At 57.5% G+C, this 25,781-nt stretch carries 25 protein-coding genes and 1 pseudogene; 14 read left to right on the top strand and 12 right to left on the bottom strand.

Annotation, left to right across the window (positions count from 1 at the left end; translation table 11 throughout):
• Positions 1-6: 6 nt before the first annotated feature.
• The 3 genes and pseudogenes from ACZOF8_RS04830 (at position 7) to ACZOF8_RS04820 (ending at position 1,729) form a co-directional block, all read left to right on the top strand.
• Complete coding sequence (locus ACZOF8_RS04830; RefSeq protein ID WP_441368675.1) at positions 7-945, top strand: AEC family transporter; 939 nt, start codon at positions 7-9, stop codon at positions 943-945.
• Positions 946-1,005: 60 nt separating this feature from the next.
• Positions 1,006-1,155, top strand: a pseudogene (locus tag ACZOF8_RS04825) (hypothetical protein); the annotation flags it as partial.
• A gap of 256 nt (positions 1,156-1,411) precedes the next feature.
• Positions 1,412-1,729 carry a hypothetical protein gene (locus ACZOF8_RS04820; protein ID WP_487426644.1) on the top strand — a complete coding sequence of 106 codons (318 nt, stop codon included), beginning with the start codon at positions 1,412-1,414 and terminating at the stop codon, positions 1,727-1,729.
• Positions 1,730-1,853: 124 nt separating this feature from the next.
• Here the strand turns inward: ACZOF8_RS04820 and fba are convergent, their stop codons facing one another.
• From fba to crcB, 3 genes are read right to left on the bottom strand one after another with little or no spacing between them, the layout of a single operon-like run.
• Entirely contained in the window at positions 1,854-2,783 is a 930-nt protein-coding gene (gene fba / locus ACZOF8_RS04815; protein WP_022488060.1) for a class II fructose-1,6-bisphosphate aldolase, read from the bottom strand.
• 23 nt (positions 2,784-2,806) lie between these two features.
• A complete protein-coding gene (locus tag ACZOF8_RS04810) occupies positions 2,807-3,664 on the bottom strand; it encodes an RluA family pseudouridine synthase (RefSeq protein WP_281739027.1) in 858 nt (285 codons plus the stop codon).
• Positions 3,664-4,023 (bottom strand): fluoride efflux transporter CrcB, encoded by a 360-nt coding sequence (gene crcB, locus ACZOF8_RS04805; protein WP_012938360.1) that lies wholly within the window; start codon positions 4,021-4,023, stop codon positions 3,664-3,666. Before crcB ends, ACZOF8_RS04810 begins: the two co-directional genes overlap by 1 nt.
• A gap of 405 nt (positions 4,024-4,428) precedes the next feature.
• On the opposite strand from crcB, the gene larE reads away from it, so the two are divergent.
• From larE to ACZOF8_RS04755, 10 genes are all read left to right on the top strand, one after another.
• Positions 4,429-5,256: an ATP-dependent sacrificial sulfur transferase LarE gene (gene larE, locus ACZOF8_RS04800; RefSeq protein WP_281739028.1), complete on the top strand. Its 828-nt coding sequence runs from the start codon at positions 4,429-4,431 to the stop codon at positions 5,254-5,256.
• A 2-nt stretch (positions 5,257-5,258) separates the two neighbouring features.
• Positions 5,259-6,011: a nickel pincer cofactor biosynthesis protein LarB gene (gene larB / locus ACZOF8_RS04795; protein WP_074704312.1), complete on the top strand. Its 753-nt coding sequence runs from the start codon at positions 5,259-5,261 to the stop codon at positions 6,009-6,011.
• A gap of 4 nt (positions 6,012-6,015) precedes the next feature.
• Complete coding sequence (larC, locus tag ACZOF8_RS04790) at positions 6,016-7,401, top strand: nickel pincer cofactor biosynthesis protein LarC (protein ID WP_154488090.1); 1,386 nt, start codon at positions 6,016-6,018, stop codon at positions 7,399-7,401.
• A gap of 3 nt (positions 7,402-7,404) precedes the next feature.
• Positions 7,405-8,418: an energy-coupling factor ABC transporter permease gene (locus ACZOF8_RS04785; RefSeq protein WP_074704307.1), complete on the top strand. Its 1,014-nt coding sequence runs from the start codon at positions 7,405-7,407 to the stop codon at positions 8,416-8,418.
• Positions 8,393-9,163 (top strand): energy-coupling factor transporter transmembrane component T family protein, encoded by a 771-nt coding sequence (locus ACZOF8_RS04780; RefSeq protein WP_487426631.1) that lies wholly within the window; start codon positions 8,393-8,395, stop codon positions 9,161-9,163. Before ACZOF8_RS04785 ends, ACZOF8_RS04780 begins: the two co-directional genes overlap by 26 nt.
• Positions 9,164-9,209: 46 nt before the next feature.
• On the top strand, positions 9,210-9,959 hold the full coding sequence (locus tag ACZOF8_RS04775; RefSeq protein ID WP_288310674.1) for an energy-coupling factor ABC transporter ATP-binding protein: 750 nt from the start codon (positions 9,210-9,212) through the stop codon (positions 9,957-9,959).
• Between the two features lie 70 nt (positions 9,960-10,029).
• The gene (locus ACZOF8_RS04770; RefSeq protein ID WP_288310673.1) at positions 10,030-10,767 is read left to right on the top strand and encodes a NifB/NifX family molybdenum-iron cluster-binding protein; all 738 of its coding nucleotides are present in this window, start codon (positions 10,030-10,032) and stop codon (positions 10,765-10,767) included.
• 101 nt (positions 10,768-10,868) lie between these two features.
• Positions 10,869-11,396, top strand: a complete 528-nt coding sequence (locus tag ACZOF8_RS04765; RefSeq protein WP_154488085.1) for a TlpA family protein disulfide reductase — start codon at positions 10,869-10,871, stop codon at positions 11,394-11,396.
• Entirely contained in the window at positions 11,396-12,082 is a 687-nt protein-coding gene (locus tag ACZOF8_RS04760; RefSeq protein WP_154488084.1) for a cytochrome c biogenesis CcdA family protein, read from the top strand. Before ACZOF8_RS04765 ends, ACZOF8_RS04760 begins: the two co-directional genes overlap by 1 nt.
• Positions 12,083-12,225: 143 nt before the next feature.
• Positions 12,226-13,449, top strand: a complete 1,224-nt coding sequence (locus ACZOF8_RS04755; protein WP_487426630.1) for a dicarboxylate/amino acid:cation symporter — start codon at positions 12,226-12,228, stop codon at positions 13,447-13,449.
• Between the two features lie 39 nt (positions 13,450-13,488).
• Here ACZOF8_RS04755 and ACZOF8_RS04750 read toward each other — a convergent pair whose 3' ends face one another.
• Genes ACZOF8_RS04750 through ACZOF8_RS04740 form a run of 3 tightly spaced genes read right to left on the bottom strand, consistent with a single transcriptional unit; the run spans position 13,489 to position 15,525 of the window.
• Positions 13,489-14,088: a TIGR04100 family radical SAM protein gene (locus tag ACZOF8_RS04750; RefSeq protein ID WP_154488082.1), complete on the bottom strand. Its 600-nt coding sequence runs from the start codon at positions 14,086-14,088 to the stop codon at positions 13,489-13,491.
• A complete protein-coding gene (locus ACZOF8_RS04745; protein WP_487426629.1) occupies positions 14,063-14,629 on the bottom strand; it encodes a TIGR04002 family protein in 567 nt (188 codons plus the stop codon). Before ACZOF8_RS04745 ends, ACZOF8_RS04750 begins: the two co-directional genes overlap by 26 nt.
• Positions 14,629-15,525 carry a bifunctional hydroxymethylpyrimidine kinase/phosphomethylpyrimidine kinase gene (locus tag ACZOF8_RS04740; protein ID WP_487426628.1) on the bottom strand — a complete coding sequence of 299 codons (897 nt, stop codon included), beginning with the start codon at positions 15,523-15,525 and terminating at the stop codon, positions 14,629-14,631. The genes ACZOF8_RS04745 and ACZOF8_RS04740 overlap by 1 nt, the downstream gene beginning before the upstream one ends.
• Before the next feature lie 548 nt (positions 15,526-16,073).
• Here ACZOF8_RS04740 and lexA point away from each other — a divergent pair.
• Complete coding sequence (gene lexA / locus ACZOF8_RS04735; RefSeq protein ID WP_154488113.1) at positions 16,074-16,724, top strand: transcriptional repressor LexA; 651 nt, start codon at positions 16,074-16,076, stop codon at positions 16,722-16,724.
• A 144-nt stretch (positions 16,725-16,868) separates the two neighbouring features.
• Here the strand turns inward: lexA and ACZOF8_RS04730 are convergent, their stop codons facing one another.
• Genes ACZOF8_RS04730 through ACZOF8_RS04705 form a run of 6 tightly spaced genes read right to left on the bottom strand, consistent with a single transcriptional unit; the run spans position 16,869 to position 25,773 of the window.
• Positions 16,869-18,113, bottom strand: a complete 1,245-nt coding sequence (locus ACZOF8_RS04730; RefSeq protein ID WP_288310670.1) for a methionine gamma-lyase family protein — start codon at positions 18,111-18,113, stop codon at positions 16,869-16,871.
• Positions 18,114-18,155: 42 nt separating this feature from the next.
• The gene (hflX, locus tag ACZOF8_RS04725) at positions 18,156-19,970 is read right to left on the bottom strand and encodes a GTPase HflX (protein WP_487426627.1); all 1,815 of its coding nucleotides are present in this window, start codon (positions 19,968-19,970) and stop codon (positions 18,156-18,158) included.
• A 19-nt stretch (positions 19,971-19,989) separates the two neighbouring features.
• Entirely contained in the window at positions 19,990-21,618 is a 1,629-nt protein-coding gene (locus tag ACZOF8_RS04720; RefSeq protein ID WP_370834571.1) for a DEAD/DEAH box helicase, read from the bottom strand.
• Positions 21,619-21,664: 46 nt separating this feature from the next.
• The gene (locus tag ACZOF8_RS04715; protein ID WP_487426626.1) at positions 21,665-22,909 is read right to left on the bottom strand and encodes a competence/damage-inducible protein A; all 1,245 of its coding nucleotides are present in this window, start codon (positions 22,907-22,909) and stop codon (positions 21,665-21,667) included.
• A gap of 6 nt (positions 22,910-22,915) precedes the next feature.
• Positions 22,916-24,244 (bottom strand): 30S ribosomal protein S12 methylthiotransferase RimO, encoded by a 1,329-nt coding sequence (gene rimO / locus ACZOF8_RS04710; protein WP_022487817.1) that lies wholly within the window; start codon positions 24,242-24,244, stop codon positions 22,916-22,918.
• Between the two features lie 14 nt (positions 24,245-24,258).
• Positions 24,259-25,773: a helix-turn-helix domain-containing protein gene (locus ACZOF8_RS04705; protein ID WP_487426625.1), complete on the bottom strand. Its 1,515-nt coding sequence runs from the start codon at positions 25,771-25,773 to the stop codon at positions 24,259-24,261.
• Positions 25,774-25,781 lie beyond the last annotated feature (8 nt).

The raw sequence follows: 25,781 nt of genomic DNA, 5'->3' as shown, positions 1-25,781 counted from the left end.
AGCCTTATGGAAAATTTCTGGATTGCGGCAGGGGCGGTGCTGCCTTTGATGATCTACATGGCCATCGGTCTTCTGGCCCGGCGGAAGTATCACTTCAATGAAAGTCATATTTCCAACTTCAACAAAATCGTCTTTGGTGTGTTCCTGCCCACCAACATGTTCTATTCGGTGTATTTCACCGACATTGGCAAGGTGATGCGGCCCGGGTTCGTGCTGTTTGCGGTGGGAGCCCTGCTGACGGTGTTTGTAACGGGCTGGGTGCTGGTGACCGCCCTGGTGAAGGACAACAAAAAGCGGGGGGCCATGATCCAGGCCTTTTACCGGAGCAATTTCATCCTGCTGGGGGTGCCCCTGGTGGAAAATCTCTACGGAACGGAAGCGGCGGCTGTGCCTCTGATGCTCTGCGCCATCATCATCCCCATCTACAATGTACTGGCGGTGTTCACCCTGGAAACTTTCCGGGGCGGCACCTTCAATCCGCTCCATATCCTGGCCGGGGTAGCCCGGAATCCCATGATCATGGGAGCGGTGGCCGGGCTTCTGTGCAAGCTGCTTCCCTTTCCGCTGCCCGTGGCCCTGCTGAAATGCATCAAGGCCATTGCCGGCAGCACCACTCCCTTTGCCCTGATCGTTCTGGGTGCTTCCTTTACCCTCCAGGGGGCCATCAGTGAAATCCGGGAACTAGCCTTTACCGTGGCCGGCCGTCTGGTGATTGCGCCTCTTATTGTAATCGGGGGTGCGGTGGCGCTGGGATACCGGCAGGTGGACCTGGCGGCGCTCATGGCTATGTCCGCCACTCCCTGTGCGGTGGCGTCTTTTGCCATGGCTCAGCAGATGGACAGTGACGGAGAACTGGCCGGAAACTGCGTAATCTTCAGCTCAGCCCTGTCCTGCATCACCATGTTCCTCTGGGTTTTTATCACGAAAAACCTGGGACTTTTGTGAAAACAAGAAAAATTTCGGTGTGAAAATACAGGCATTTTGGGGCGGAAAATGATATAATAAATGACAAGACAGCAAGTATCACGGAGGAACCCAACAACTATGGTGAAAATCAATTCTTCCCTTTCCAAAGAAAAACGGATCCTGAAAGCCGCTGAGAAAGTCTTTTCCCACAAAGGATACACCCAGGCAACCCTGGATGAGATCATCCAGATCGCGGATACCGGAAAGGGGACTGTCTACAAATATTACAAGAACAAGGAAAATCTGTTCTATACCCTGGTGGAGGCCAAAAACCGGAAGCTGATGAAGGCCATGGAAACGGCCGTGGAGGAAGGGGAAACTTTTTCCGATCAGTTCCGGGGCTATGTGGAAGCGTTCCTGCATTTTTTGGAGAAGAATGAGACCCTGTGGTCGGTGATCCTGTTCGAACTACTGAACCAGCAGGCCGGCTGGCGGCTTCTCTGGGATGAAAAGAAACAGGACTGGCGGGCTGGATGTCCGGTGGGGCAAAAAGCCGGAAGAAAAGGATGTGGCCATGAAACGGCGGTATGCGGAGCTGATTTATGGGGAAATCCAGCTGCTCCAGAGCATTTTCCAGAAAGCCATCGACAGGCAGTATCTGAAGCCTCTTACAGATTTGCAGCTGATGAGCCAGAATTTCTATTTCAGTATTTTCATGCTCAGCAACCAGGGAGCCTTTACCAAAGAAAACCGGGAAAGGGTCGTGGATGGTATGATCGACCGGTTCCTGTACGGACACAAAGAAAAAACTGCCGCCCGGTAAGGGAGGCAGTTTTTTTGTGGCAGAATGGCGGGCGGCCGGGTGTGCCGCCCTGCGGACCCGATGAATATCATATCCACGGTCCCGTAGGGGCCGCACGCCGGGCGGCCCGGAATCCCGCACTTTCTTACAGACGGTGGGAGGAATTCAGCACATCCCGCATTTTGTGGGCCACCATCATCTTGATGGCTTCCCGGCCCTTGCCCAGATAGGAGCGGGGATCGAAATCTTCCGGATGTTCATACAGGTACTTCCGGATGGAAGCGGTCATGGCCAGACGCAGGTCGGTATCGATGTTGATCTTGCAGACCCCGTAGGTGCCGGCCTTTTTCAGCATGTCTTCCGGACAGCCCTGGGCACCGGCCAGTTTGCCGCCGTATTTGTTGCATTCTGCCACGAATTCCGGGATAACGGTGGAAGCTCCATGGAGCACCAGCGGGAACCCGGGAAGCATGTTGGTGATCTTTTCCAGACGGGCAAAATCCAGTTCCGGTTTGCCTTTGAACTTGTAAGCCCCGTGGCTGGTGCCGATGGCGATGGCCAGGGAGTCCACACCGGTCCGTTCCACAAATTCCACAGCCTGGTCCGGATCCGTATAGGTGGCGTCTTTGGTGTTGACCTTTACGGCATCTTCTACGCCGGCCAGTTTGCCCAGTTCGGCTTCCACCACGACCCCTTTGTTGTGGGCATAGTCCACCACCCGTTTGGTCAGTTCGATGTTTTCTTCAAAAGGATATTTGGAGCCGTCGATCATGACAGAGGTAAAACCGCCGTCCACGCAGGCCTTGCAGATATCGAAATCAGCGCCGTGATCCAGGTGCAGGGCAATGGGCAGACCGGTGTCTTCCATGGCGGCTTCCACCAGGTGCAGCAGGTAGCTGTGCTTGGCATATTTCCGGGCCCCGGCGGATACCTGCAGGATCAGGGGAGATTCTTCTTCTTTGGCAGCATCCACAATGCCCTGGACGATTTCCATATTGTTGACGTTAAAGGCGCCAACGGCATAATGGCCTTCGTAGGCTTTCTTGAACATTTCTTTCGTGGTTACAAATGGCATGGTGAAACCTCCTTGAGTATCAGTTATTTTTTATTATACCATACTTTCCGGAAATCGGGCGGCAGGGGAGCGGTGATTTCCACCGGTCTGCCCGTAAAGGGTTCCCGGAAGGCCACCTTCCAGGCATGGAGATAATGGCGGCCGGGAGCCCCGGGGGTGCCGTAGAGGGTATCCCCCAGAAGGGGGTGGCCGGCGGCTGCCGCATGGACCCGGATCTGGTGGGTGCGGCCGGTTTCCAGCTGGAACCGGACCAGGGACAGGCCCTCCTTTTCGCCCAGTACCTGGTACCGGGTACGGGCAGGCTGTCCATCCGGGTCCACCTGCCGTTCCACAATGGAACCGGGCCGGCGGCCGATGGGCCAGTCCAGGATCCCTGCCGGCTGTTCCCAATGGCCCAGGGTCAGAGCCAGATAGGTCTTTTCCAGCCGGTTCCGGGACAGCATATGGTGGAGACAGGCGTTTTTGGCAAAAAGCACCACTCCGGATGTTTCCCGGTCCAGCCGGGATACCGGATGGACGGCGCTGGAAATGTGATGGGTCTGGAAATACCAGGCCACCCGGCGGCTGAGAGCGGGAGTCCGTTCCTTTCCTGCATTGTGGGTCACCAGGCCGGCCGGTTTGTCCACAGCCAGATACAGCTCCGTTTCCTCCAGGATGGACAGGGGTGCTTCTTCCGGTTCCAGGGTGCAGGGTTCCGGCAGAAAGGTCCAGGAAACCCGGTCTCCCGGCTGGAGCAGCAGATCCCGCTGGATGATTTCCTCGTTCACCTGGAGGGCACCGGCGGCCTTCAGCTTCTTCCAGTAGGTGCCGGAAAGGCCCTGGTCCCGGAGAAAGGATTTCAGTCGCTGGGGCAGGGCGGACGGGGCGAGACAAAGTTCCATTACAGCACCTTCTGGCCCAGGATGCAGGCCAGGATCCCGAAAAACAGGCTGAGCCCCATGTAGAGAGCTGCGGTGATTCCGGCTCCCTTATCCACCAGCTGCTGGCTTTCCAGGGCAAAAGAGGAAAACGTGGTGAACCCGCCGCAGATGCCCACTTTGAGGAACAGGGCCAGCCGGGGATGGAGGGAGTTCCGGGCGGCCAGGGCCGTTACCAGGCCGATGAGAAAGGCACCGGCAATATTGATGAAAAAGGTCTTCAGGGGAAAGCCGCTGCTGTGGCTCAGGGGCAGCAGCCCGATGAGATACCGGCAGATGGCGCCGATACAGCCCCCCAGACCAACGATCACACATTCAGTCATGGAAAAGTCTCCTTTGCATAGTCATACGGCATATTATACCATACTCAGTGCAGAGTGCAGAGTGAAGAGCACGGACGCTGAAAATCCAATGACCCATTGCGATGCCGTAGGGGCCGCACGCCGGTTGCCCGCCAGATCTGGATTTCGTGGTGCTGATGGTGCTGCCGGTGTGGATTTTCTTCAACCTGCCCCTGATGCTGTTGTATGAAATCAGCCTGGGGCTGATCCGGGTACTGCTGAAATGCTGAGGAACCTGTCCTTTTGGAGGCGCTCATGGTATAATAAACAGGATGGAATGAGGGGATACCTCTTAATAAATTGAATAGGCTGTCTTAGAAATAGAGTCTTCCTTTCAAGACTCTATTTCTGTAAGATGGAAGAAACAGAACCAGAAAGGATTTTCACATGCAGAATTCTGAAGATACAGCGAAACTGAAACAGCTCCAGGCCATCCTCCGGGACCTGGGCAGTGTGGCGGTGGCTTTTTCCGGAGGGGTGGATTCCACCTTTCTCCTGAAGGTGGCGCATGATACACTGGGAGACAAGGTACTGGCCGTAACGGCCCGTTCCTGTTCTTTCCCGGAACGGGAACTGAAGGAAGCCAAAGCTTTTTGTGAGAAAGAAGGGATCCGCCATCTGGTAGTGGATTCGGAAGAACTGTTCATTCCGGGCTTTTCCCACAATCCCACCAACCGGTGCTATCTGTGCAAACATGAACTGTTCGAAAAGATCCTGGAAGTGGCCAAAGAGAACCACCTGGCGGCTGTGGTGGAAGGTTCCAACCTGGATGACGAGGGCGATTACCGTCCCGGGCTCCAGGCCATTGCGGAACTGAAGATCGCCAGCCCCCTGCGCCGGGCGGGCCTGTACAAAAAGGAAATCCGGGCGCTTTCCAAAGAGCTGGGGCTCCCCACCTGGAACAAGCAGTCCTTTGCCTGCCTGTCCTCCCGGTTCGTCTATGGGGAAGAAATCACGCCCCGGCGGCTGGGTATGGTGGACAAGGCAGAACAGCTGCTGCTGGATATGGGCTTCCATCAGCTGCGGGTGCGGATCCACGGGGGGAACCTGGCCCGGATCGAAGTGATGCCGGAAGAACTCCGGAAAGTGCTGGATCACCGGCTGGAGATCACGGAAAAACTGAAGGGATACGGTTTTGCCTATGTGACACTGGACCTTCTGGGCTACCGGACCGGCAGCATGAATGAAACCCTGTCCCCGGAAAAGAAGGCCTGACCATGGAAGCGAAAGAGATCCTGGAAAAAGTCCGGAACGGAGAGATTTCCGTGGAAGCCGCGGAAAAATTCTTCCGGCAGAAGCCTTTTGACGACCTGGGCTTTGCCAAACTGGATACCCACCGGAAGATCCGTACGGGCTTCGGGGAAGTGGTGTTCTGCAGCGGAAAAAAGGATGAGCACCTGCAGCAGATTTTCCGGAAACTGGCGGAAGAGGAAGGCAATGTGCTGGGGACCCGGGCCAGCCGGGAACAATATGAACTGATCCGCGCCCTGTGTCCGGATGCGGTATATGACTCCCTGTCCCGCCTGGTGAAAATCATCCGGAAACCGGTGGAACTCCGGGGCTCCGTAGCAGTGTGCACGGCCGGTACGGCGGATATCCCGGTGGCGGAAGAGGCGGCCCAGACGGCGGAATTCTTCGGTAGTAAAGTGAACCGGGTCTATGATGTGGGAGTCAGCGGACTCCACCGGCTCCTGGCCAGCCTGGACCCCATTCAGGAAGCCAACTGCGTCATTGCGGTGGCGGGCATGGAAGGGGCCCTGCCCAGTGTGCTGGGAGGCCTGGTGAGCAATCCGGTGATCGCCGTCCCCACCTCCATCGGCTACGGGGCCAGCCTCCAGGGGATTTCGGCTCTTCTCACCATGCTCAACAGCTGTGCCAACGGCATTGCGGTGGTGAACATCGACAACGGCTACGGAGCCGGATACATGGCCACCCAGATCAACCGGCTGGCCTGCGGAAAGGAACGGTGACGGTATGGAAAAAATGCTCTATCTGGAATGCAAAAGCGGCATCAGCGGGGATATGACCGTAGGGGCCCTGCTGGATCTGGGTGCGGATGAACAGGTGCTCCGGAAGGCCCTGGCCTCCCTGCCCCTGACCGGATATACGGTGGAAATCAGCCGGGTAAAGAAGGCCGGCCTGGACTGCTGTGACTTCCTGGTGCGGCTGGATGCAGAACACGAGAACCACGACCACGACATGGACTATCTCTACGGTTTTGCCCAAAACCGGGAAGAAGCCCCGGAAAGGGAGGAGCATCATGGCCACCATCATCATCACCATGACCATGAGCACCAGATGGCAGGGACGGAACCCCATCATGCCCATCATCATGAACACCGGGGCCTCCGGGACGTGCTGGATATCCTGTCTCAGGGAGACCTGACGGAAGGGGCCCACAACCTGGCAGTGAAGATCTTCACCATCCTGGGGGAAGCGGAAGCAAAAGCCCATGGCACCACCCTGGACCAGGTCCATTTCCACGAAGTGGGGGCTGTGGATTCCATTGTGGACATTGCCGCTGCGGCGGTGTGCCTGGACAATCTGGGAATCCATGAAGCGGTGATCCCGGTGCTCAATGAGGGGACCGGCAGCGTCCGCTGTGCCCACGGCATCCTGCCCATTCCGGTGCCGGCGGTGGCCAGCATCGCCGCAGCCCATCATCTGCCCCTCCACATCATGCCTTTTGCCGGGGAATACGTAACACCCACCGGGGCGGCCATTGCAGCGGCCATCCGCACCCGGGACCATCTGCCGGAAACCTTTACCCTTGCCAAAGTGGGCCTGGGCGCGGGAAAACGGGAACAGGCCATGCCCAGCATCCTCCGGGCCATGGTGCTGGAGGTGCAGCCAGAAGAGGAACAATCTCCCTGGGAGGAGGATTCCATCTGGAAGCTGGAAACCAACCTGGACGACTGTACCGGGGAAGCCCTGGGCCGGGTAATGGACCGGCTTTTTGCCGCCGGAGCCCGGGATGTGCAATATGCTCCTGTGCAGATGAAGAAAAACCGTCCGGGCTGGCTGATCACCGTCCTGTGCAAAGAGGAACAGAGGAAGACCATGGAGGCCCTGCTGTTCCGGGAAACCACCACCATCGGGATCCGCCGGAGCCGGATGGAACGGAGCATTCTCCGACGCCGGGAAAAGACCGTGGAGACGGCTCTGGGACCGGTGGCCGCAAAGGAAGTGCAGGTGCCGGTGCTTTCTCCGGAAGGGGCCCTCACCGGAGAAACGGAAACCCGGCTGTATCCGGAAGCGGAATCCATGAGGGAATTGTGTACCCGTACCGGCCGCAGCTGGCAGGCAGTGTGGCAGCAGGTGCTGGGAGACCTGGCCCGGGCTGCCCAAAAGGAGGGCTGACCCATGCATATGGCGGATGCACTCCTTTCTCCCGGAATAGCCGGGGTGATGTACGTACTTTCAGGGACCGCGGCCTGTCTGGCGGCCCGGAAAGTAAAAAACAGTGAGGACCCGGCTCTGGTGCCGGAAATGGGGGTACTGGGGGCCTTTGTATTTGCCGCCCAGATGCTGAATTTTGCCATCCCGGGCACCGGCTCTTCCGGCCATCTGTGCGGGGGCATGCTCCTTGCAGCTGTAGTAGGCCCCTGGGGGGGCTTTCTGACCCTGATCGGGGTGCTGGTGCTCCAGTGCCTGGCTTTTGGGGACGGGGGCCTGCTGGCGCTGGGAGCCAATGTGTGGAACATGGCTTTTTACGGCTGCTTTGTGGGAGGCGGACTGGTATGGCCGTTTCTGGTCCGCCGGGGAATGACCCGAAAACGCATCATCCTGGCCAGTATCCTGGGCAGTGTGGTGACCCTCCAGATGGGGGCTTTTTCCGTGGCGGCGGAAACCACTCTTTCCGGCATTGCGGAACTGCCTTTTTCCACCTTCCTCCTGCTGATGCAGCCCATCCATCTGGCCATCGGGCTGGTGGAAGGGATGATCACCGCCGCCGTGCTGGTGTTTCTCTATGAAAACCGTCCGGAACTGCTCCGGTCCCCGGCTGAACAGACGGATGCCCCGGCTGTGGGAAACCGGAAAAAAGTCCTGGGAGTCCTGACGGCTGCCGCCCTGTTCATGGGAGGGATCCTGTCCCACTTTGCTTCGGAAGATCCTGACGGCCTGGAATGGTCCCTGGCCCGGATCACCGGTTCCACCGAACTGGAAGGGACGGAGCAGGGCGTCCACGGGTTGACAGCCTGGTTCCAGAACCTGACGGCCCTGTTCCCGGATTACCAGGTGCCCGGTCTCAGTCCGGCTCTGGGCACGGCTCTTTCCGGAATCCTGGGCACCCTGGCCGTATTGGGCCTGGTGTGGGCGCTGGGCCGGAAGCTGCAGAAAGGAAGGACCCATGAAATCTCTGGACAGGGCCATTGAAGCCATCCATTGGCTGGATGACCTGGCTGCCCGGGACACCCTGCTGACCCGGCTGTTCCCTCTGGCCAAGCTGGCCGCCCTGTTCCTGTATCTGGGATTTTTGACCAGCCTGGAGAGAGGGGCGCTGCTTTCCGGGCTGCTGATGCTTTTGCCCCTGCCTGTGCTGTACCGGGCGGGGAAGATTCCCTTCCGGAGCGCTTTCCGGCAGGCATTGCCGGCGGTGCTGCTCCTTGCCGGGCTGGGACTGGTGAACCTGCTCTATGTCCAGGCTCCGCCGGTTCCGGTGGGACCGTTCCGGATCGGCGCCGGAACCGCCGCCTTCCTGGTCCTGGTACTGAAGGGACTGGGCTGCGTGCTGGCCGGGTATCTGCTCTTGGCTACCACCAGTCTGGAACGGCTGGCCTGCGCCCTCCAGAAACTGCCCCTGCCCCAGGTACTGATCATTTCCACCCTGCTTACCTGGCGGTACCTGGTGCTGCTGCTCCAGGAAGGCCGCCGGATGCAGCAGGCCTATGCTCTCCGGGCACCCCGGACCAGAGGGATCCCCTGGAAGATCAGCGGCAGTTTACTGGGACTGCTGTTTCTCCGGAGCCTGGACCGGGCCCGGACTGTCTACGAAAGTATGGAACTCCGGGGATTCCAGGGCCGCTTTCCGGAAACCGGAGCCGAAAGTTCTGTTTGCGCCAGCCTGCTGCTGGTGATCCTGACCCTGGTCTGGTGCCTGGTGTGCCGGAACCTGGGATAACTTGTCTTGCCATTTCATCCATTCTGCTGCTGAAGGAGTCCTGCCCATGTCTGCCATCCTCAAACTGTCCCATATCCGCTTCCAGTATGCCCTGCCGGGCCCGAAAAAAGCCGCTGTCCCGGTATTCCACGACCTGTCCTTTACTCTGGAACCAGGGGAAAAGGTGGGGCTCATCGGCAGCAATGGGGTGGGAAAGTCCACCCTGCTGAAACTGCTGGTGGGTCTTCTGCCCTTGCAGGCAGGGAACCTGGAGGTCTGCGGCCTGCCCCTGGACCGGGACCATCTTCCGGCCATCCGGGAAAAGACCGGGTACGTGTTCCAGGATTCGGACAGCCAGCTGTTCCTGCCAACGGTGGAAAGCGACGTGTCCTTTGCTCTGCGGAACCGGGGCGTGCCCCGGGAGGAAGCGGAACGGCGGACAGCAGAAGTCCTGGCCCAGGTGGGGATGGCGGACATGGCCCGGCGGCAGATTTACCGGCTGTCCGGAGGCCAGAAGAAGCTCACGGCCATTGCGGGCCTTCTGACCCAGAAACCGGACCTGCTGCTGATGGATGAACCCTCCGCTGCCCTGGATCCCCGGAACCGGCGGAACCTGATCCGGATCCTGGGTCAGCTTCCCTGTGCCCAGCTGATTGCTTCCCACGACCTGGACTTCATCTGGGATACCTGTGACCAAGTGATCCTGCTGCACCAGGGACAGGTGGAAAGAACGGGACCCACCCGGGAAATCCTCCAGGACGGTCCCCTGTTGGAAGCCTGCGGTCTGGAACTTCCCCTGCGTCTGCAGGAAATCTAGTCCTTGACAGTTGTTGGCATATACCATATACTTTCGTTAGTGGCATATGCCATTTATAAGGAGAGATGAGATGCCAAGACCTGTACGGAAACGAACGATTTACCAGAAGCCGGATTGTACTTTCTTTACCGCAGAAGAAGCCGGAAAGAAAACGGTCCAACTGACTCTGGACGAACTGGAGGCTCTGCGGCTGATGGACGAAGTGGGACTGGACCAGAAGGAATGCGCCCTGCGGATGCATGTGGGACGGAGCACCTTCCAGAACATCCTGAACGAAGCCCGGAAAAAAGCGGCCGGCGCCCTAGTCCATGGCTGGAATATCGCCCTGTATGGGGGCCAGGTGGAAGTTTCCGACGATGCAGAGCTGGGCTGCTGCCGGTTTGCCCTGCGGACCCTGGAACGGATAGGCGGCATCTCCCAAAGGGAGGAGAAAACGATGAAACTTGCAGTGACCTACGATCCGAAAAACGGAGAAATCTTCCAGCATTTTGGCCGGACGGAGTATTTCAAAATCTATGATCTGGCAGACGGGAAGGTACAGAAGGCAGAAGTGCACAGCACCCAGGGACAGGGGCACGGGGCTCTGGCCGGTGTGCTCCAGCAGCTGGGTATCGATGGGGTGATCTGCGGAGGCATCGGCGGCGGCGCCCAGGAAGGGCTGAAAAAGGCCGGAATCGCCTTTTACGGTGGCTGCAGCGGCCAAGCGGATCAGGCGGTAGAAGATTTCCTGGCGGACAAACTCCAATACCAGGAAGACATCCAGTGCGACCATCATGGGGAACATCATCATGGAGAATGTCATCATTGATGGATGATCCTGCTTCTAAGGGACCTGTTGCGTGCAGCAGGTCCCTTATGGTATTATAAAGAAAAATTCCTGATTACAATTTATTCTACAGGAGGACCATTATGAAGACAAAGATGATCGTTTCTGCTCTTTTGACGGCGGCCGTCCTGCTGGCATCCGGGTGCGGAGGCTTTTCCGGCAGTTCCCAGAGCAATGCCCCGGCTTCTTCCCAGGCTTCCGCCCAAAAAGCCCAGGCACCGGGATTCACCCTGAAGGATACAGCCGGGACTTCCCATTCCGTCCAGCCGGGAGACGGGAAGGTGTATGTGATCAATTTCTGGGCCACCTGGTGCCCGCCCTGCCGGAGTGAAATGCCGGAAATGAACGCTTTTGCCCGGAAGCACAAGGAAAAAGTCCGGTTCTACGCTGTCAACCTCCAGGAAGAAGGCGCCCAGGTCCAGGATTTCCTGAAGAACAACGGATACACCATGCCGGTGCTCCTGGACCGGGACGGGAAAGCCGCCACCCTGTACAAGGTCCGGGTGATCCCCACCACGGTGATCCTGGATGAAAAGGGCAATATCCTCCAACGCCATGAAGGGGTGGCCACCGCCCAGCAGCTGGAAGACGTGCTGAAAGGGAAGCTGTAATGGGTTCCCTGACCCTGGGAGCGGCCTTCGGGGCCGGCTTCCTTTCCTTCGTCTCCCCCTGCGTCCTGCCCCTGCTGCCCACTTTCCTGCTGCTGCTCACCGGTTCCGGCATGGGAGAGGCCCAGTGGAGGGGACGGCTCCTGGCCAATACCCTGGCCTTCCTGGCCGGATTCACGGCGGTGTTCCTGGCCATGGGGGCCACCGCGACGGTTTTGGGCCAGCTGGTGCTGGACAATTGGAAAGTACTGGAAAAAGCCGCCGGGGTGATCCTGATCCTTCTGGGACTCTTTATGAGCGGTTTATGGACTCCGCTGTTCCTGCTGAAGGACCGGCGTCCTTTCCTTCAGCAGAAAAAACAGGGGGTATTGGGTTCCTTCCTGCTGGGAGGTTCCTTTACCCTGGGGTGGACCCCCTGTACCGGCCCCATCCTCACCGCCATCCTGATGGCCGCCGGCAGCCGGCAGACCGCCCGGGAAGGGCTGTTCCTGCTGCTGGCCTATGCCCTGGGGTTCTGTGTACCCTTTCTTCTGGCGGCCCTGTCCTGGGAGAAAATCGGACCCCACCTTCGCCGGCACTACGCTTGGCTGCCCCGGATTCAGAAAGCCCTGGGCCTGTTCCTGATTCTTTTCGGCATCCTGATGCTCAGCGGTATGACCCTGCGGATCATGGCCTTCCTGGCAGGGTAGGGAGGCCATGGATTTTCCTTCGTAATATTCTCTATTTTCAGATTTCTTCTCCATATAGAGTATGCTATAATGATTTTACAGTATACTGTAGAAGAATACGATACAATTTTTTACCAAAAGTTCTGTAAAGGAGGCTGGTTTGTATGGATGGAGAAGGAAAGAAGAAAAAAATCCCTCTGGCGGGGCAGATTTTCATTGCCCTGATCCTGGGTATCATTGCCGGGCTGGCCCTGCAGGGGAACGTGGCTTTTGCCGTCACCTACATTAAACCTTTTGGCACAATCTTTCTGAATCTTGTGAAATTCATCGTAGGTCCCATTGTGCTGTTTTCCATTATGGCAGGGGTGGTCTCTCTCAGTGATATCCGGAAACTGGGTTCCATCGGCGGCATTACCCTGGTCTATTACTTTATTACCACCGCCATTGCCACCACCATCGGCCTAATCATCGCCAACAGCTTCAAGCCCATGTTCCCGGTACTGTCCACAGCGGATCTGGCCTTTAAGGTGAAAAACACCAGCACCGGCCCCATGAAGATGCTGGTTGACCTGTTTCCCTCCAACTTCCTGGCGCCGCTGACCAGTGCCAACATGCTCCAGGTAATCGTTATGGCTCTATTAATCGGCATCGCCATTATCGCTCTGGGCCAGAAAGGGGAGAAGGCTGCTGATTTCATCAACACCTGGAACGATGTGTTCATGAAGGTCATGGAAATGATCCTGGCCCTGTCTCCCATCGGTGTATTCTGTCTGCTGTGCCCGGTGATTGCCCAGAACGGCACCGCTGTCATCGGTTCCCTGGCCAAAGTCATCCTCTGTGCCTACATCGCCTATGCCCTCCATGCCATCCTGGTGTATTCCATGGCAGTACGGGCCATCGGGGGCATGAGTCCCCTGAAATTTTTCAAGGGCATGATGCCTGCCATGCTGTTTGCCTTTTCCAGTGCCTCTTCTGTAGGGACCCTGCCCATCAACATGGAATGTGCCAACAAGCTGGGGGCCTCCAAAGAAGTCACCAGTTTCGCCCTGCCCCTGGGAGCCACCATCAACATGGATGGGACGGCCATTTACCAGGGCTTGTGCGCCGTGTTCATTGCGTCCTGCTACGGCATCGACCTGACCCTGCCCCAGATGCTCACCATTGTGGTAACCGCCACCCTGGCCTCTGTAGGGACGGCCGGAGTGCCCGGTGCCGGGATGATCATGCTGGCCATGGTGCTGGCGTCTGTGAACCTGCCGGTGGACGGCATTGCCCTGGTAGCCGGTGTGGACCGGATCTTCGACATGGGCCGGACCACCCTGAACATTACCGGAGACGCCTCCTGTGCCATTATCGTGACCCATTTGCTGAAAAAAAGAAATAGATAGAAAAAGAAGGGTGCTGCACGTTCCATGCAACACCCTTTTTCATGTAAAATGCCGTACCCGCAGCTTGATTCCACAGCTCTCTGCCACTTTCCGGCTGGCTTCGATCTGGTCCGGGGGCAGCACGTCCACCACGGTCATCCGGGTATCCGGGATCATTTTTTTGCATTCCCGGGCAAAATCCAGCATGGCCTGGTAGGCTCCCGGCAGGGTGGGGCGGGTCACCTTGTTATAGTCCGCCTCATCCGGGGCGTTCAGGCTGATGGAAACCGCATCCAGCACCTGGGCCAGTTCCGGTACGATATCCCGGCCGTTTTCCAGGTTCCCCAGCCCGTTGGTGTTCACCCGCAGCTTCAGTTCCGGATGGATCTGCCGCACATACCGGGCCGTTTTCAGCATCAGATCCAGGGCACAGGTGGGCTCCCCGTATCCGCAGAACACCAGCTCTTTGAACCCGGTGAAATCAAAAGCATCCACCGCTGCCTTTACCTGTTCCCAATTGGGGTTCACCTTGTGCCACAGGGTGGGCGCATCCCCGATGCCCTCATGCTGGAACCGGACGCAGAACGTACACCGGCAGTTGCACAGATTGGTCAAATTGGCATAGACGCCATCTTTATAAGTATAAAGAATCTGAGCCATGATCATTCATCATCCTTTCTCCATGAAACAGTCTGGCTTTTACATCCTGTATGTCCAGGACTCCGGCCACCAGATAATAGAACAGCAGACTGCCTCCGGACTGGAGAGCACTGCCCATAATGGAAGTCACCAGAGCTGCATAGGTCCCAAAAATCAGTCCTTCTGCCAGGTAATACCCGATGGTGGAAATGATCCAGGACAGGAACGGGGCGATCCGGTTCCGGGTGCACAGCAGCTTCTGGGCTTTCCAGGTAAAAGGCAGCGTAATCAGCGCCTTGATCAAAATGGTGGCCGGTGCCCACATGGGTGCCATCAGCAGATCCGCCAGTCCGCCTCCAATGGTTGCCGCCACCAAAGCATAGGGCTGAGGCAGCAGGGACGCAGCCACGTAAATCAGGGTATCACCGAAATGGAGATATCCTCCATTGGATCCCATAGGGATATGACAGATATAGGCGGTGAACAGGCAGATTAGCCCGGCGAACACACCAGTCAGTACCAACAAATGGAGTTTTTCCTGTTCTGTTCGTTGTTGTTTCATCAGGTATTCTTCCTTTCAGCTTGGGAACCATGGGGCAGGGGAGGGGCCAGGAGCCCCAGATAGGGTTCATAATTGATGCCGTCATTGCAAGGGGTGTTTTCCCGCCGGGCATCCCCAATGCCCCTGGCAATGAACCCCACAGCCAGCCGGACTGCTTCTTCCAAAGACCTTTTCTGGAGCAGGGCCCCCAGGACCACCGCGGCAAACAGGTCCCCGGTGCCGGAATAACTGCCTCCCAGATGAGGACTGGAAACCACGGAGGATTTTCCTCCAGCCATTTTTACAATGAAATTCGAAAGAATCGGCGTTTCCCGGTTCTTATCCAGTACAGGGATCCCGGTGATCACCAGGGAACGGCCCTGGAAGCAGCCTGCTTTTTCTTCCAATATAGGGAACAGCGCTTCCGGATCTGTTTGTCCCAGTTTCTGGATGGGCCCTATATCCGTACCGGTGAGGATACAAAATTCCGTGAGATTGGGAGTCAAAAGATCCGCCTGAAAAGCCAGCTGCCGGACGGCCTCAATGGAAGCCTCGGTAAAGCCCCGGTAGGCCCTGCCATTGTCTCCCAGCACCGGGTCGCACAAGTACAGCACCCCGGGTCTGTGGAACCGGTCCAAAAAGGCCCGGACCTTTTCTGCCGCATCAGCAGAGGCCAGATACCCGGATAGGATCCCGGCAAAGGAAACCTGGAGTTCCTGCCAGTGCTCCGTATAGTCATCCATACGATCAGCAAAGGACAGGCACCGGTATCCCGGGTAGCCGGTCTGGGATGTAAGCACTGCCGTAGGCATGGGACAGGCTTCGATGCCCATGGCTGCCAGCACGGCTATATCGGCTGTAAGCGAACATCTTCCCAGGCCGGAAAGATCATTGATGGCTGCAACACGCTGATGCATAACAAAAGCTCCTTTGGATTAATATTGTAACGTTTTGACGAACTCTGTTATAACACAGAAACAATTGAAAGAAAAGGAACGGTTTGGGAAATTCTGGAGCCAAACCGTGTCTGAACGGCCGGAAGCACCGGTTCTCCAAGGCGCTTTATCCACACTATTTTACATAATATATATTATTGGACGTAAATTTTCTGGAAAACCAGAGATCTCAATTTGTCCCTAAACTGAGATTTTTTCCGGTATTTCCTTTGGGATCCTTCTTTCAGGACCGGGTTCCCAGTCCGGCCGGGTCATTTTTCTGCTGATGCGCCGGCCCTGGATTTTATTTTCATACTTCGGGATTTGTCCATACTCTTTAGGATTTATCCATACGGATTCACGGCTTGCACCTGGCTGGATTCCTGATTTTCTTCCAGGTTCCTGTTTCCTTTCTAAACACTCGTTTGACACACAATTGTTTTCCTGTTATACTTATTCTAATTAGATTGGACTCTTGTACCACAAATCCATCCTGTTCAAAGGAGATTTATACCATGACTGATACAGAAATGACGACGGATACGGAACAAAAGAAACCCTCCCGCTCCCATGGGATCAATGCCCGGCAGAGCCAGATCCTCGATTTTATCCGGCAGTACATCTTCACCAACGGCTATCCCCCTTCTGTGCGGGAAATCGGCAGTGCTGTGGGTCTGTCTTCCAGTGCTTCCGTCCACAACAACCTGAAAAAGCTGGCGGAAGCCGGTTTTGTCAGCTGGGATCCGGAAAAGCCCCGTACCTACGGGCTCCGGGAAGAAATCAGCTGGCGGAAGAAAAGCATGGTTCCGGTGCCTCTGGTGGGCGCTGTCCACGCAGGTGATCCCATGCTGGCTGTGGAAAACATCGAAGACACCTACCCCATCCCCCTGGATCTCATCGGCTGCAAGGAAGATGTGTTCATGATGGTGGTGGAAGGAGACAGCATGAAGAATGCCGGGATCCTGGACCATGATTATGTATTTGTCCGGAAACAGAATTATGCCACCAACGGGGATATTGTAGTGGCCCTCCTCAACGGGGAAGAAACCACCATCAAACGGTATTTCCGGGAACTGAAACAGATCCGTCTCCAGCCGGAAAATGATGCCTACCCTCCCATTGTGGGCACCGACAACATCGAAATCAAGGGAAAAGTCATTGCGGTATTCCGTACTTTATAAAGGTTGATGCCTTCCATAGGGCAAATTCCTTTCAGACGCTCAAATCTTTGATTTGAGCGTTTTTCTTTGGCTTTGCCATCCCAGTATAGCACGCATATGAAAAACAGCCTCTGAAGCGAAATTCAGAGGCTGTTTTTTGCTTTCTTATTTTTGCTTTTCCATAATCTGCCGGGCAGCGGCCATCACGGCGATCCGGCCGTGTTCAAAGGTCAGGCCCCCCTGCATGAACACCTTGTAGGGTGCCCGCATGGGTCCGTCGGCGCTCAGTTCGATGGAAGCCCCCTGGACGAAGGTACCGGCGGCCATGATGATGTCATCCTGATAGCCGGGCAGCGGAGAGGGCACCGGCGTCACATGGGCATCGATGGGCGAATGGGCCTGGATGGCTTCGCAGAAGGCACAAAGGTTGTCCGGAGTCTTCAGGGTGATGGTCTGGATAATGTCACTGCGTACATCATCGGGCAGCGGGGACACTTCAAAGCCCAGGGACTGGAAAACGGAAGCGGCAAACATGGAGGTCTTCACCGCCTGGAGAGCTACATGGGGAGCCATAAAGAGCCCCTGATAGAATTCCCGGGCCGTATCCCCCAGGGTGCAGCCCATTTCACCGCCCAGGCCGGGAGCAGTGAGCCTGTAGGAAGCCTGTTCCACCAGATCCTTTTTGCCTACAATGTAGCCGCCGGTGGGAGCAAAGCCGCCCCCCAGGTTCTTGATCAGGGACCCGGCCATCAGATCGGCGCCCACTTCCGTAGGTTCCTTGTCCTCAATGAATTCCCCGTAGCAGTTGTCCACGAAGCAGATGATGTCCGGACGGACCTTCTTCACCGCCTGGCAGATCTCCCCGATTTCCCCTACAGTCAGGGTCTTCCGTTTGCTGCTGTAGCCGCAGGACCGCTGGATGTGGACCAGACGGGTCTTGGGGGTGATGGCAGCCAGGAGGGCAGGGATGTCCGGATGGTCCCCTTCCATGGGGATTTCCTTGTAGGTGACTCCCAGGTCCACCAGAGAGCCGGGAGTCTTCACCGGATGGCCGATAATGGTCTGCATGGTGTCGTAGGGTTCCCCGGTGGCTCCGATCATTTCATCCCCGGGATGGAGATTCCCCAGAAGGGCCACAGCCAGGGCGTGGGTGCCGGATACGAACTGGGAACGGACCAGGGCGGATTCCGTCTTGAAGATATCCGCATAAATCAGGTCCAGCTGGTCCCGGCCCATGTCAGAATAGCCATAGCCGGTGGTGGGCTTCAGGTAAAAATCGGCCACCTGGAACTTGGCAAAGGCGTCCAGCACCTTTTTGGTGTTCACCAGGGCTGCGGCTTCATGGCTTTTGGTATGCTGGGCAACGGTGTCCAGTGCTTTCCGTTCGATTTCATCCCATTGTATATCCATTGGAATTGATTTCCTCCTTAATTGCTTGATTAATTGATGCTTTTATTTCCGGACATAGGGGGCCAATTTCTCTCCCAGGCCCTTGTCCATCCGGGCCCGGATCAGGATCCCGGTTTCCCCGTAGGTTTCCGAAAGGACCTGGGCCTCTTCATGGAGCCGGGCAGCCAGCCTGCTTTCCCCATAGGGAATGGACAGTTCCAGTTCCACCCGGTCCTGCCCTAAAAGCCGGGCCAGGTTTTCCAGCAGTTCCGGTACCCCTTCTCCCGTACGGGCGGACAGGCACAGGGCGTCCTCTTCCTGTTCCAGCCGGTGCCGGAGGCCTTCGTGCTGGGTCAGCCGGTCCACCTTGTTGTACACGGTGAGAATGGGCTTTTCAGTGACTTCCAGTTCCTGGAGCACCTGGTACACCGCCTCTGACTGTTCCCGGTACAGCTCGTGGGAGCAGTCGATTACATGGAGCAGCAGGTCCGCATCCTTCACCACTTCCAAGGTGGATTTGAAAGCGGCCACCAGCTGATGGGGCAGCCGTTGGATAAACCCTACGGTATCCGTCAGGGTGCAGTGGCTCCCATCCGGAAGTTCCAGCTGCCGGGCGGTAGGGTCCAGGGTGGCGAACAGCTGATCCTGGGCATAGATGTCCGAATGGGTCAGGGTGTTCAGCAGGGTGCTTTTACCGGCGTTGGTGTACCCCACCAGACACACCTGCTTCACTTCATTCTTGCTCCGGGCCCGCTGCTGCTGCCGGCGGTTGCCCTTCATCCGACGGATCTGTTCTTCCAGGAAAGCGATCCGGTCCCGGATCCGCCGCCGGTCCACTTCCAGCTTGGTTTCCCCGGGCCCCCGGGTACCGATGCCGCCCCCCAGACGGGACAGGCTGGTGCCCTGGCCCATGATCCGGGGCAGCATGTACTGGAGTTGGGCCAGTTCCACCTGGAGCTTCCCTTCACTGGTCCGGGCCCGTTTGGCGAAAATGTCCAAAATCAGCCCGGTCCGGTCGATGATCCGGACCCCCAGGGCCCGTTCCAGGTTCCGCTGCTGGGCCGGAGACAGTTCGTCATCAAAGATGCACAGGTCGATGTCTTCCTGCTGGGCAAACAGGGACAGCTCCTGGACCTTCCCTTTCCCGATGAAGAACACCGGGTCCGGTTTGGGCCGGGACTGGACGAATTTGCCGATGACTTCCGCACCGGCGGTTTCCGCCAGCTGGGCCAGTTCCTCCACGGAATCCTGGGCGGTCCACCGGGAGGCCGTATCCCCCCAGGCCAGGGAGATCAGCATGGCCCGTTCCGGTCCTTCCGCCAGGTTGTGGCCCCGGGACCGTTTGGCCAGGATCTTTTCCACCGTGTGGAGCACATTCCCAAAGGGCATGGCCGCCACATCCTTCACCTTGAAGGGGCCGAATTCCTGGAGCACCGGCTGCTGGTCCTCATCCAGATCCGTAATCATCCCAAAGCTGAGGAGAGGCTGGCTGGAGGGATTTTCCCAGGCCATGGCGGCCATGGCATCGAACCGCAGGTCCCGGAGGGCGGACAGGTCCACCCGGCTGAGCCGGGGTGCCCCGGAGGGATGGGTGTGGATACAGGCCACCCCGCAGAGCCGGTTCTGGCTTCGGCGGGAATCGGTGCCCGGCAGCTCCACATGGCTGTCGCTGCCTACGGCCACCGCCGTCACCTGGCCCTTCCGGTCCACATAAATGGAGATTTCCCGGTTGATGGCTTCCGTCAAATCCCGCAAAACAAGGGCCAACTCCTCACTGATCAGTTGGCCCTCGTCCGCTCTCAGCTCATAGATCCCTTCCAACTGGGTGAGGACCTGTTTTTTCAGGCCCTCCGTCTTTCCGTAGATCGTTTGAGTCATAGGAGAACTCCTTTTGGTATTATACCCGTGCTTTGGCAGGCTCCATGTTCACCCGGCAGCCCCGGATGGTGTTCCGGTGCATCACTGCCAGGACTTTTTCCGCATGTTCCATGGGCACTTCCACAAAGCTGAATTTGTCATAGATGCTGATCCGGCCAATGCTCCGGGCAGGGATTTCCGCCTCGATGGCAATGCTTTGGACAATATCCCGGACCGTGACCCGGCTGGAACGGCCGATATTTACGAACAGCCGCACCATCCCCGGTTTGGCACCGGTGTTGGCCAGGGCATCCGGCAGGGAGCCTTCCTCTTCCGGTTCTTCCAGGGCTTTGGCTCCTTCCTGCATGAACTTCAGAGCAGCAGCGGCGATATCCTGTACATCATAGTCCTTTTCCAGGGTTTCCACAATGGGCAGATAGTCCTGATACCGGTCCTGTTCCAGGATGGTCTGCATCTTGGATACGATCTGTTCCCGCTGCCGTTCCAGCACGCTGGCGTCGGTGGGCAGGGTGCCCCGGATGATTTTGGTCTTGATGCTCCGTTCAATCAGCTTCAGCTGACGGAATTCCCGGGGAGTGATGAAGGTAAGAGCCACGCCAGTGTTCCCGGCACGGCCGGTACGGCCGATCCGGTGCACGTAGCTTTCGCTGTCACTGGGCACGTCGAAGTTCACCACATGGGTGATGTTGTCGATATCCAGCCCTCTGGCCGCCACGTCGGTGGCTACCAGGATGTCCACCTGGCCGCTGCGGAACTTTTTCATGACCCGGTCCCGCTGGTTCTGGCTCAGGTCCCCGTGGAGGCCTTCCGCTTCGTAGCCCCGGGTGGCCAGGGCGATGACCAGTTCATCCACGCCTTTTTTGGTCCGGCAGAAGATGATCATTTTGCAGTCGTCGGTGGTGTCCAGGATCCGGCACAGGCCGTCCACCTTGTCCCGGGTTTCATAGTAGTACTGGTCGATGGTGGGCGCAGTGACCACTTCTTTGTGGATGGCCACCATCTTGGGGGTACGCATGTATTTCTTGCTGATGCTCAGGATGGGCCGGGGCATGGTGGCGGAAAACAGCATGGTCTGCCGTTCCGGGGGAACGTTTTTGATGATGTTTTCCATATCGTCCACAAAGCCCATGTCCAGCATTTCGTCGGCTTCATCCAGCACCAGGAAGTTCACGTATTCCAGGTCGATGGTGCCCCGGCGGATATGGTCCAGGAGACGGCCAGGGGTCCCGATGACCACCTGGATGCCCCGTTTCAGGCTGCGGATCTGCCGTTCGATGGGCTGGCCCCCGTATACCGGCAGTACCCGGATCCGTTTGGTCCGGCCAATCTTGCTGATTTCGTCCGCCACCTGGATGCACAGTTCCCGGGTGGGGCTCATGACCAAGGCCTGGATGTGCCGGTCCTTTTCGTTGATTTTCTGGATGATGGGGATCCCGAAGGCGGCGGTCTTGCCGGTACCGGTCTGGGCCTGGCCAATCAGGTCGTCCCCTTCCAGAGCCAGGGGGATGGCCCCCTTCTGGATGGGAGAGGGTTCTTCAAAGCCCATTTCCTTCAGGGCTGCCAGGATCTTCCGGTCCAGGTTCAGATCTTCGAAGGAAGTGATTTCCGGTTTGGCAGTTTCCGTTGTTTCCACCGGTTTCTTTTCCATTTCTGTGGTTTCAGTCATAATTTCTCCTTATCTTGTACAGGAGCTGTTACAGCTCCTTTACCCGGTCCATGGCCAGAGACAGTGCATTCATGGCCGCCCGGAGTTTGATGGTGGTCCGGGCCGCCTTGAACCGGCATTCCAGGACCTTGGTTCCGTTTTTATCCGCTGCACCGATGTACACCAGGCCCACCGGCTGGGTGGGGGTCCCCCCTCCCGGTCCGGCGATCCCGGTAATGCTGATGCCCAGATCCGTTCCGATTTTTTCCCGGATCCCCTGGGCCATTTCCCGGGCAGTCTGTTCGCTGACGGCGGTGTATTTGTCCAGGTTTTCCTGTTTCACCCCCAGCAGCCGGTGCTTTACGTCATTGGTATAGGAGACCACCGACCCCATGAGATATTCTGAGCTTCCGGGAATATCCGTCACCAGACTGGAGGCCAGGCCTCCGGTGCAGGATTCGGCAAAGGCGATGGTCAGATGTTTTTCTTTCAGCCGTTTGCCCAGGGCTTCCGGCAGGGTTTCGTAATCCACTCCGTAAATGTACTCACCCAGCACTTCCCGGATCTTTTCCTCGATGGCCCGGTTCATGGCTTCCGCCTTTTCCAGGGTATCGCTTTTGGCGGTGATCCGGATGATGATTTCTCCCTTCCGGGCATAGAGGGCAATGGTGGGGTTGGTCTGGGCCATGATGATGGCATCCAGCTTTTCCGCCACCATGGATTCCGTCAGTCCCCGGAGATGCAGCACCCGGGAATGGATGATTCCCTGAGCCGCATAGCTTTTCCGGAGATAGGGCATCACCTGCTGACCGAACACGTGGGTGGTTTCCGCCGGAGGCCCCGGCAGCATGATGATCAGTTTGTGGTCCGGAGTCCAGACCCCGATTCCCGGTGCCGTGCCCACTTCGTTGTTGAATACCACGGCCCCTTCCGGGATCATGGCCTGCTTTTTGTTGTTGTCCGTCATGACCACATGCCGGGCAGCAAAATACCGGGTCAGCTTGTCCAGCCAGAAGGCACTGGGCACCAGAGGCAGATCCAGGTACCGGGCCACCATTTCCTTGGTGATGTCCCCCCGGGTGGGCCCCAGGCCTCCGGTGGTGATGATGATGTCCGCCCGCTTCAGGGCAATGGCCAGCACTTCCAGCAGCCGGTCCCCGTTATCCCCGATGGTGGTCTGGTACAGCACGTTGAACCCGGCATCATTGAGCATCCGGGACAGATACTGGAAGTTGGTATTCACAATATCGCCCAGGAGCAGCTCCGTGCCCGTATTGATGACTTCAACATTCACAGGAAATCACTCCTTTTCCAACTGCCCCACCGCTTCGTAGGTGAAGCCCTGGCTGATCCGGACTTTCACAAAATCCCCGGGGTTCAGGGAAGCCGCCTCTTCCACGTAGATCTTCCCGTCGATATCCGGGGCTTCTGCATAGCTGCGGCCCACGGCCAGGTTGGGATCTTCCTCATCCTTGCCTTCGATGAGCACTTCCAGCACTTTCCCTTCCCGTTCCTGCTGGATCTCTTCGGAGATCTCCGCCTGGAGGCTCATCAGGGCATGGTACCGGTCCTGCTTCACTTCTTCCGGGATCTGGTTGGGCATAGCCCCGGCTTCCGTACCTTCTTCCTGGCTGTAGGTAAACACCCCGGCACACTGGAACCGTTCTTTTTTCACGAAATCCAGCAGTTCCTGGAACTGTTCATCAGTTTCTCCCGGAAAGCCCACAATGAAAGTGGTCCGCAGGCAGATGTCCGGCATCCGTTTCCGGAGTTTGGCCAGGAGCTCTTCCACCTGTTCCCGGGTATCTCTCCGGTGCATGGTGTGGAGCAGGCTGTTGCTGGCATGCTGCAGGGGCAGGTCCACATAATTGCACACCTTGTCACACTGAGCCATGGTTTCGATCAGTTCGTCGGTGAAGGAATCAGGATAACAGTACAACACCCGGATCCATTTCAGGTCAGGGATGGTGTTCAGATCCCGGAGCAGTTCCGACAGACGCAGTTTGTGGTACAGGTCGATGCCGTACTGGGTGGTGTCCTGGGCCACCAGGATCAGTTCCCGGACGCCCTGGCTCACCAGATCCCGGGCTTCCTGGAGGACTTCCTCATAGGGACGGCTCCGGTAAGGGCCCCGGATCTTGGGGATGGCACAATAGGAACACCGGTTGTTGCAGCCTTCGGCAATCTTCAGATAGGCCGTATACTGAGGGGTGGTCAGCACCCGTTTGGCCTTCTGGGTGTATTTTTGCGGAGGCTTCAGCAGGGTGAACCGTTCTCCCGCTTCCACCCGGTCGATGACGCTGCCGATCTGGTCGTAACATTCGGTTCCGATGATGGCATCCACCTCCGGCAGGTCTGCGAACAGTTCATCCGCATACCGCTGGCCCAGGCACCCGGTGACGATCAGCTTCCGGTGGGGCTCATCCTTTTTGTATTCCGCCATCTGGAGGATGGTGTTGATGGATTCTGTTTTGGCACTTTCAATGAAGCCGCAGGTGTTGACGATGATCACATCCGCATGGGTGGGGTCATTGGTAATGGTCCACTGGCGCTCTTTGATGAGCCCCATCATCACTTCCGAATCCACCAGGTTCTTGGGACACCCCAGGCTGACTACTCCGATTTCCAATCTGTTCTCCTTCCTTATTTCGCCTTGAACGTACGGGTCACTACGCCCCATTCCTTGGAGCCGTAGGGTACTTCTTTTCCGTTGACAGTGATCACTACATCCCGGATGCTGCCCACATTGACGGAAATGCTCTTGCTCCCTTTGTAGGTACGGGTGGATCCTTTGGGCACCGTAGCCGCTTCCACCTGTTTCCCGTCAATGGTGGTCTGGGTCCAGACCGGTTTCTTGTAGGTGACCACCACCGTGACCCCGTTGCCCTTGCCCAGGGTCTTTTCATCCCCTTTGGACTCTTCTTCTTCCTTCTTGGGCTGGGCCTCGGCGGCTGCTTGTTTTTCTTTCTCGCTCTTTTCCGAAGAGTGGTCGGATTTCACTCCATCGGTGATGTTGGTGGTAGCCTTCAGGTCCGGAGTGGTTTTCCCGCCGAACACGAAATAGGCCATGACCACGGTGAATACGGCCAGGCAGGCCACAAACACCCCGGTGAACACCTTGAAGCTGAAGGCAGGGGTTTTGCTGTCCGCCCCGCCGGCGGCTCCGTATTCTTCCCCGGCTTCGTCTTCCGGGACGGTTTCATAGAGATTTTCGTCGATGAAATCCCGGATCCGGTCCAGGACACCTCCCACTTTGGCTTTGCTGGCGTCCAGGGCTTCTTCCATGTTTTCCCGGTTCAGCGCCGTTTCCACCTTTTTCAGGGCTTCCTTGGGGCTTTCATGGGATTTTTTGGGTTCCGTCCCCTTTCCTGCCGGCTTTTTCCCAACCGCAGCAGCCTGGGCCCCTTTGGCAGACGGCTTCTCCGGCTGGGGAACTTTCTTTTCTCCGGTTTTGTCCAACCGTTTGGCAGTCTCTTCCCCCTTGGGAGCTTCCGGCTTCCCGGTTCCAGCTACTGGCTGGGCATCCTTGGGTCCGGGGGCCGTTTTGGGTTCCGGCCCTGCCGCCTCCTTCGCTGCTTCCGGCTTTGTCGGTGCGGCCTGGGCCGACGGCTTCACCGGTTTCATTACCTGGGTGGCTTCCATGGCTTCCTTTTTCCGCTTCTGAGGAGCCTGGGCTTCCTGAGCGGTCCGACGGCTGTTTCCATAGCCCACCGGCTCCATATCCTTCAGGGCCTGGACCTTGTCAAAAGGTTCCGGAGCCTGAGAGGATTCCGTTTTGGGAGATGCCGGCTGAGGCGCCGGGGGCTCCGTTTTTGCCTGCTTTTTTCCGGCAAAGGTTTCCGGACGCAGGATAATGGTATCGGAACTTTTCGGCAGCTCCGGCTGGGGCACCAACGGTTCCGGCGACTTCAGGATCTTTTCCGGTTCACTGCCGGTCCGGTAGGCCTCCACAAGGCCATTGCCGTCCAGGCCCAGATAGTTCCCGTAGTTCCGGAGAAAGCCCCGGATGAACACATCCCCCGGAATCTTGTGGAAATCGCCCTCTTCCAGGGCTGCCAGATAGGGTTCCCGGATGCCGGTATGTTCGGCAACCTGTTCCAGGGTCAGATGTTTGGCTTCCCGGTGCTGCTGTAAATAGGTTCCAATTTTGTTTTTCATGGTACAAC

This window comes from Acidaminococcus sp., from assembly GCF_057597765.1.
Note: the sequence above shows the minus strand (reverse complement) of the source record. Positions and strands in the feature narration are given on the sequence as shown.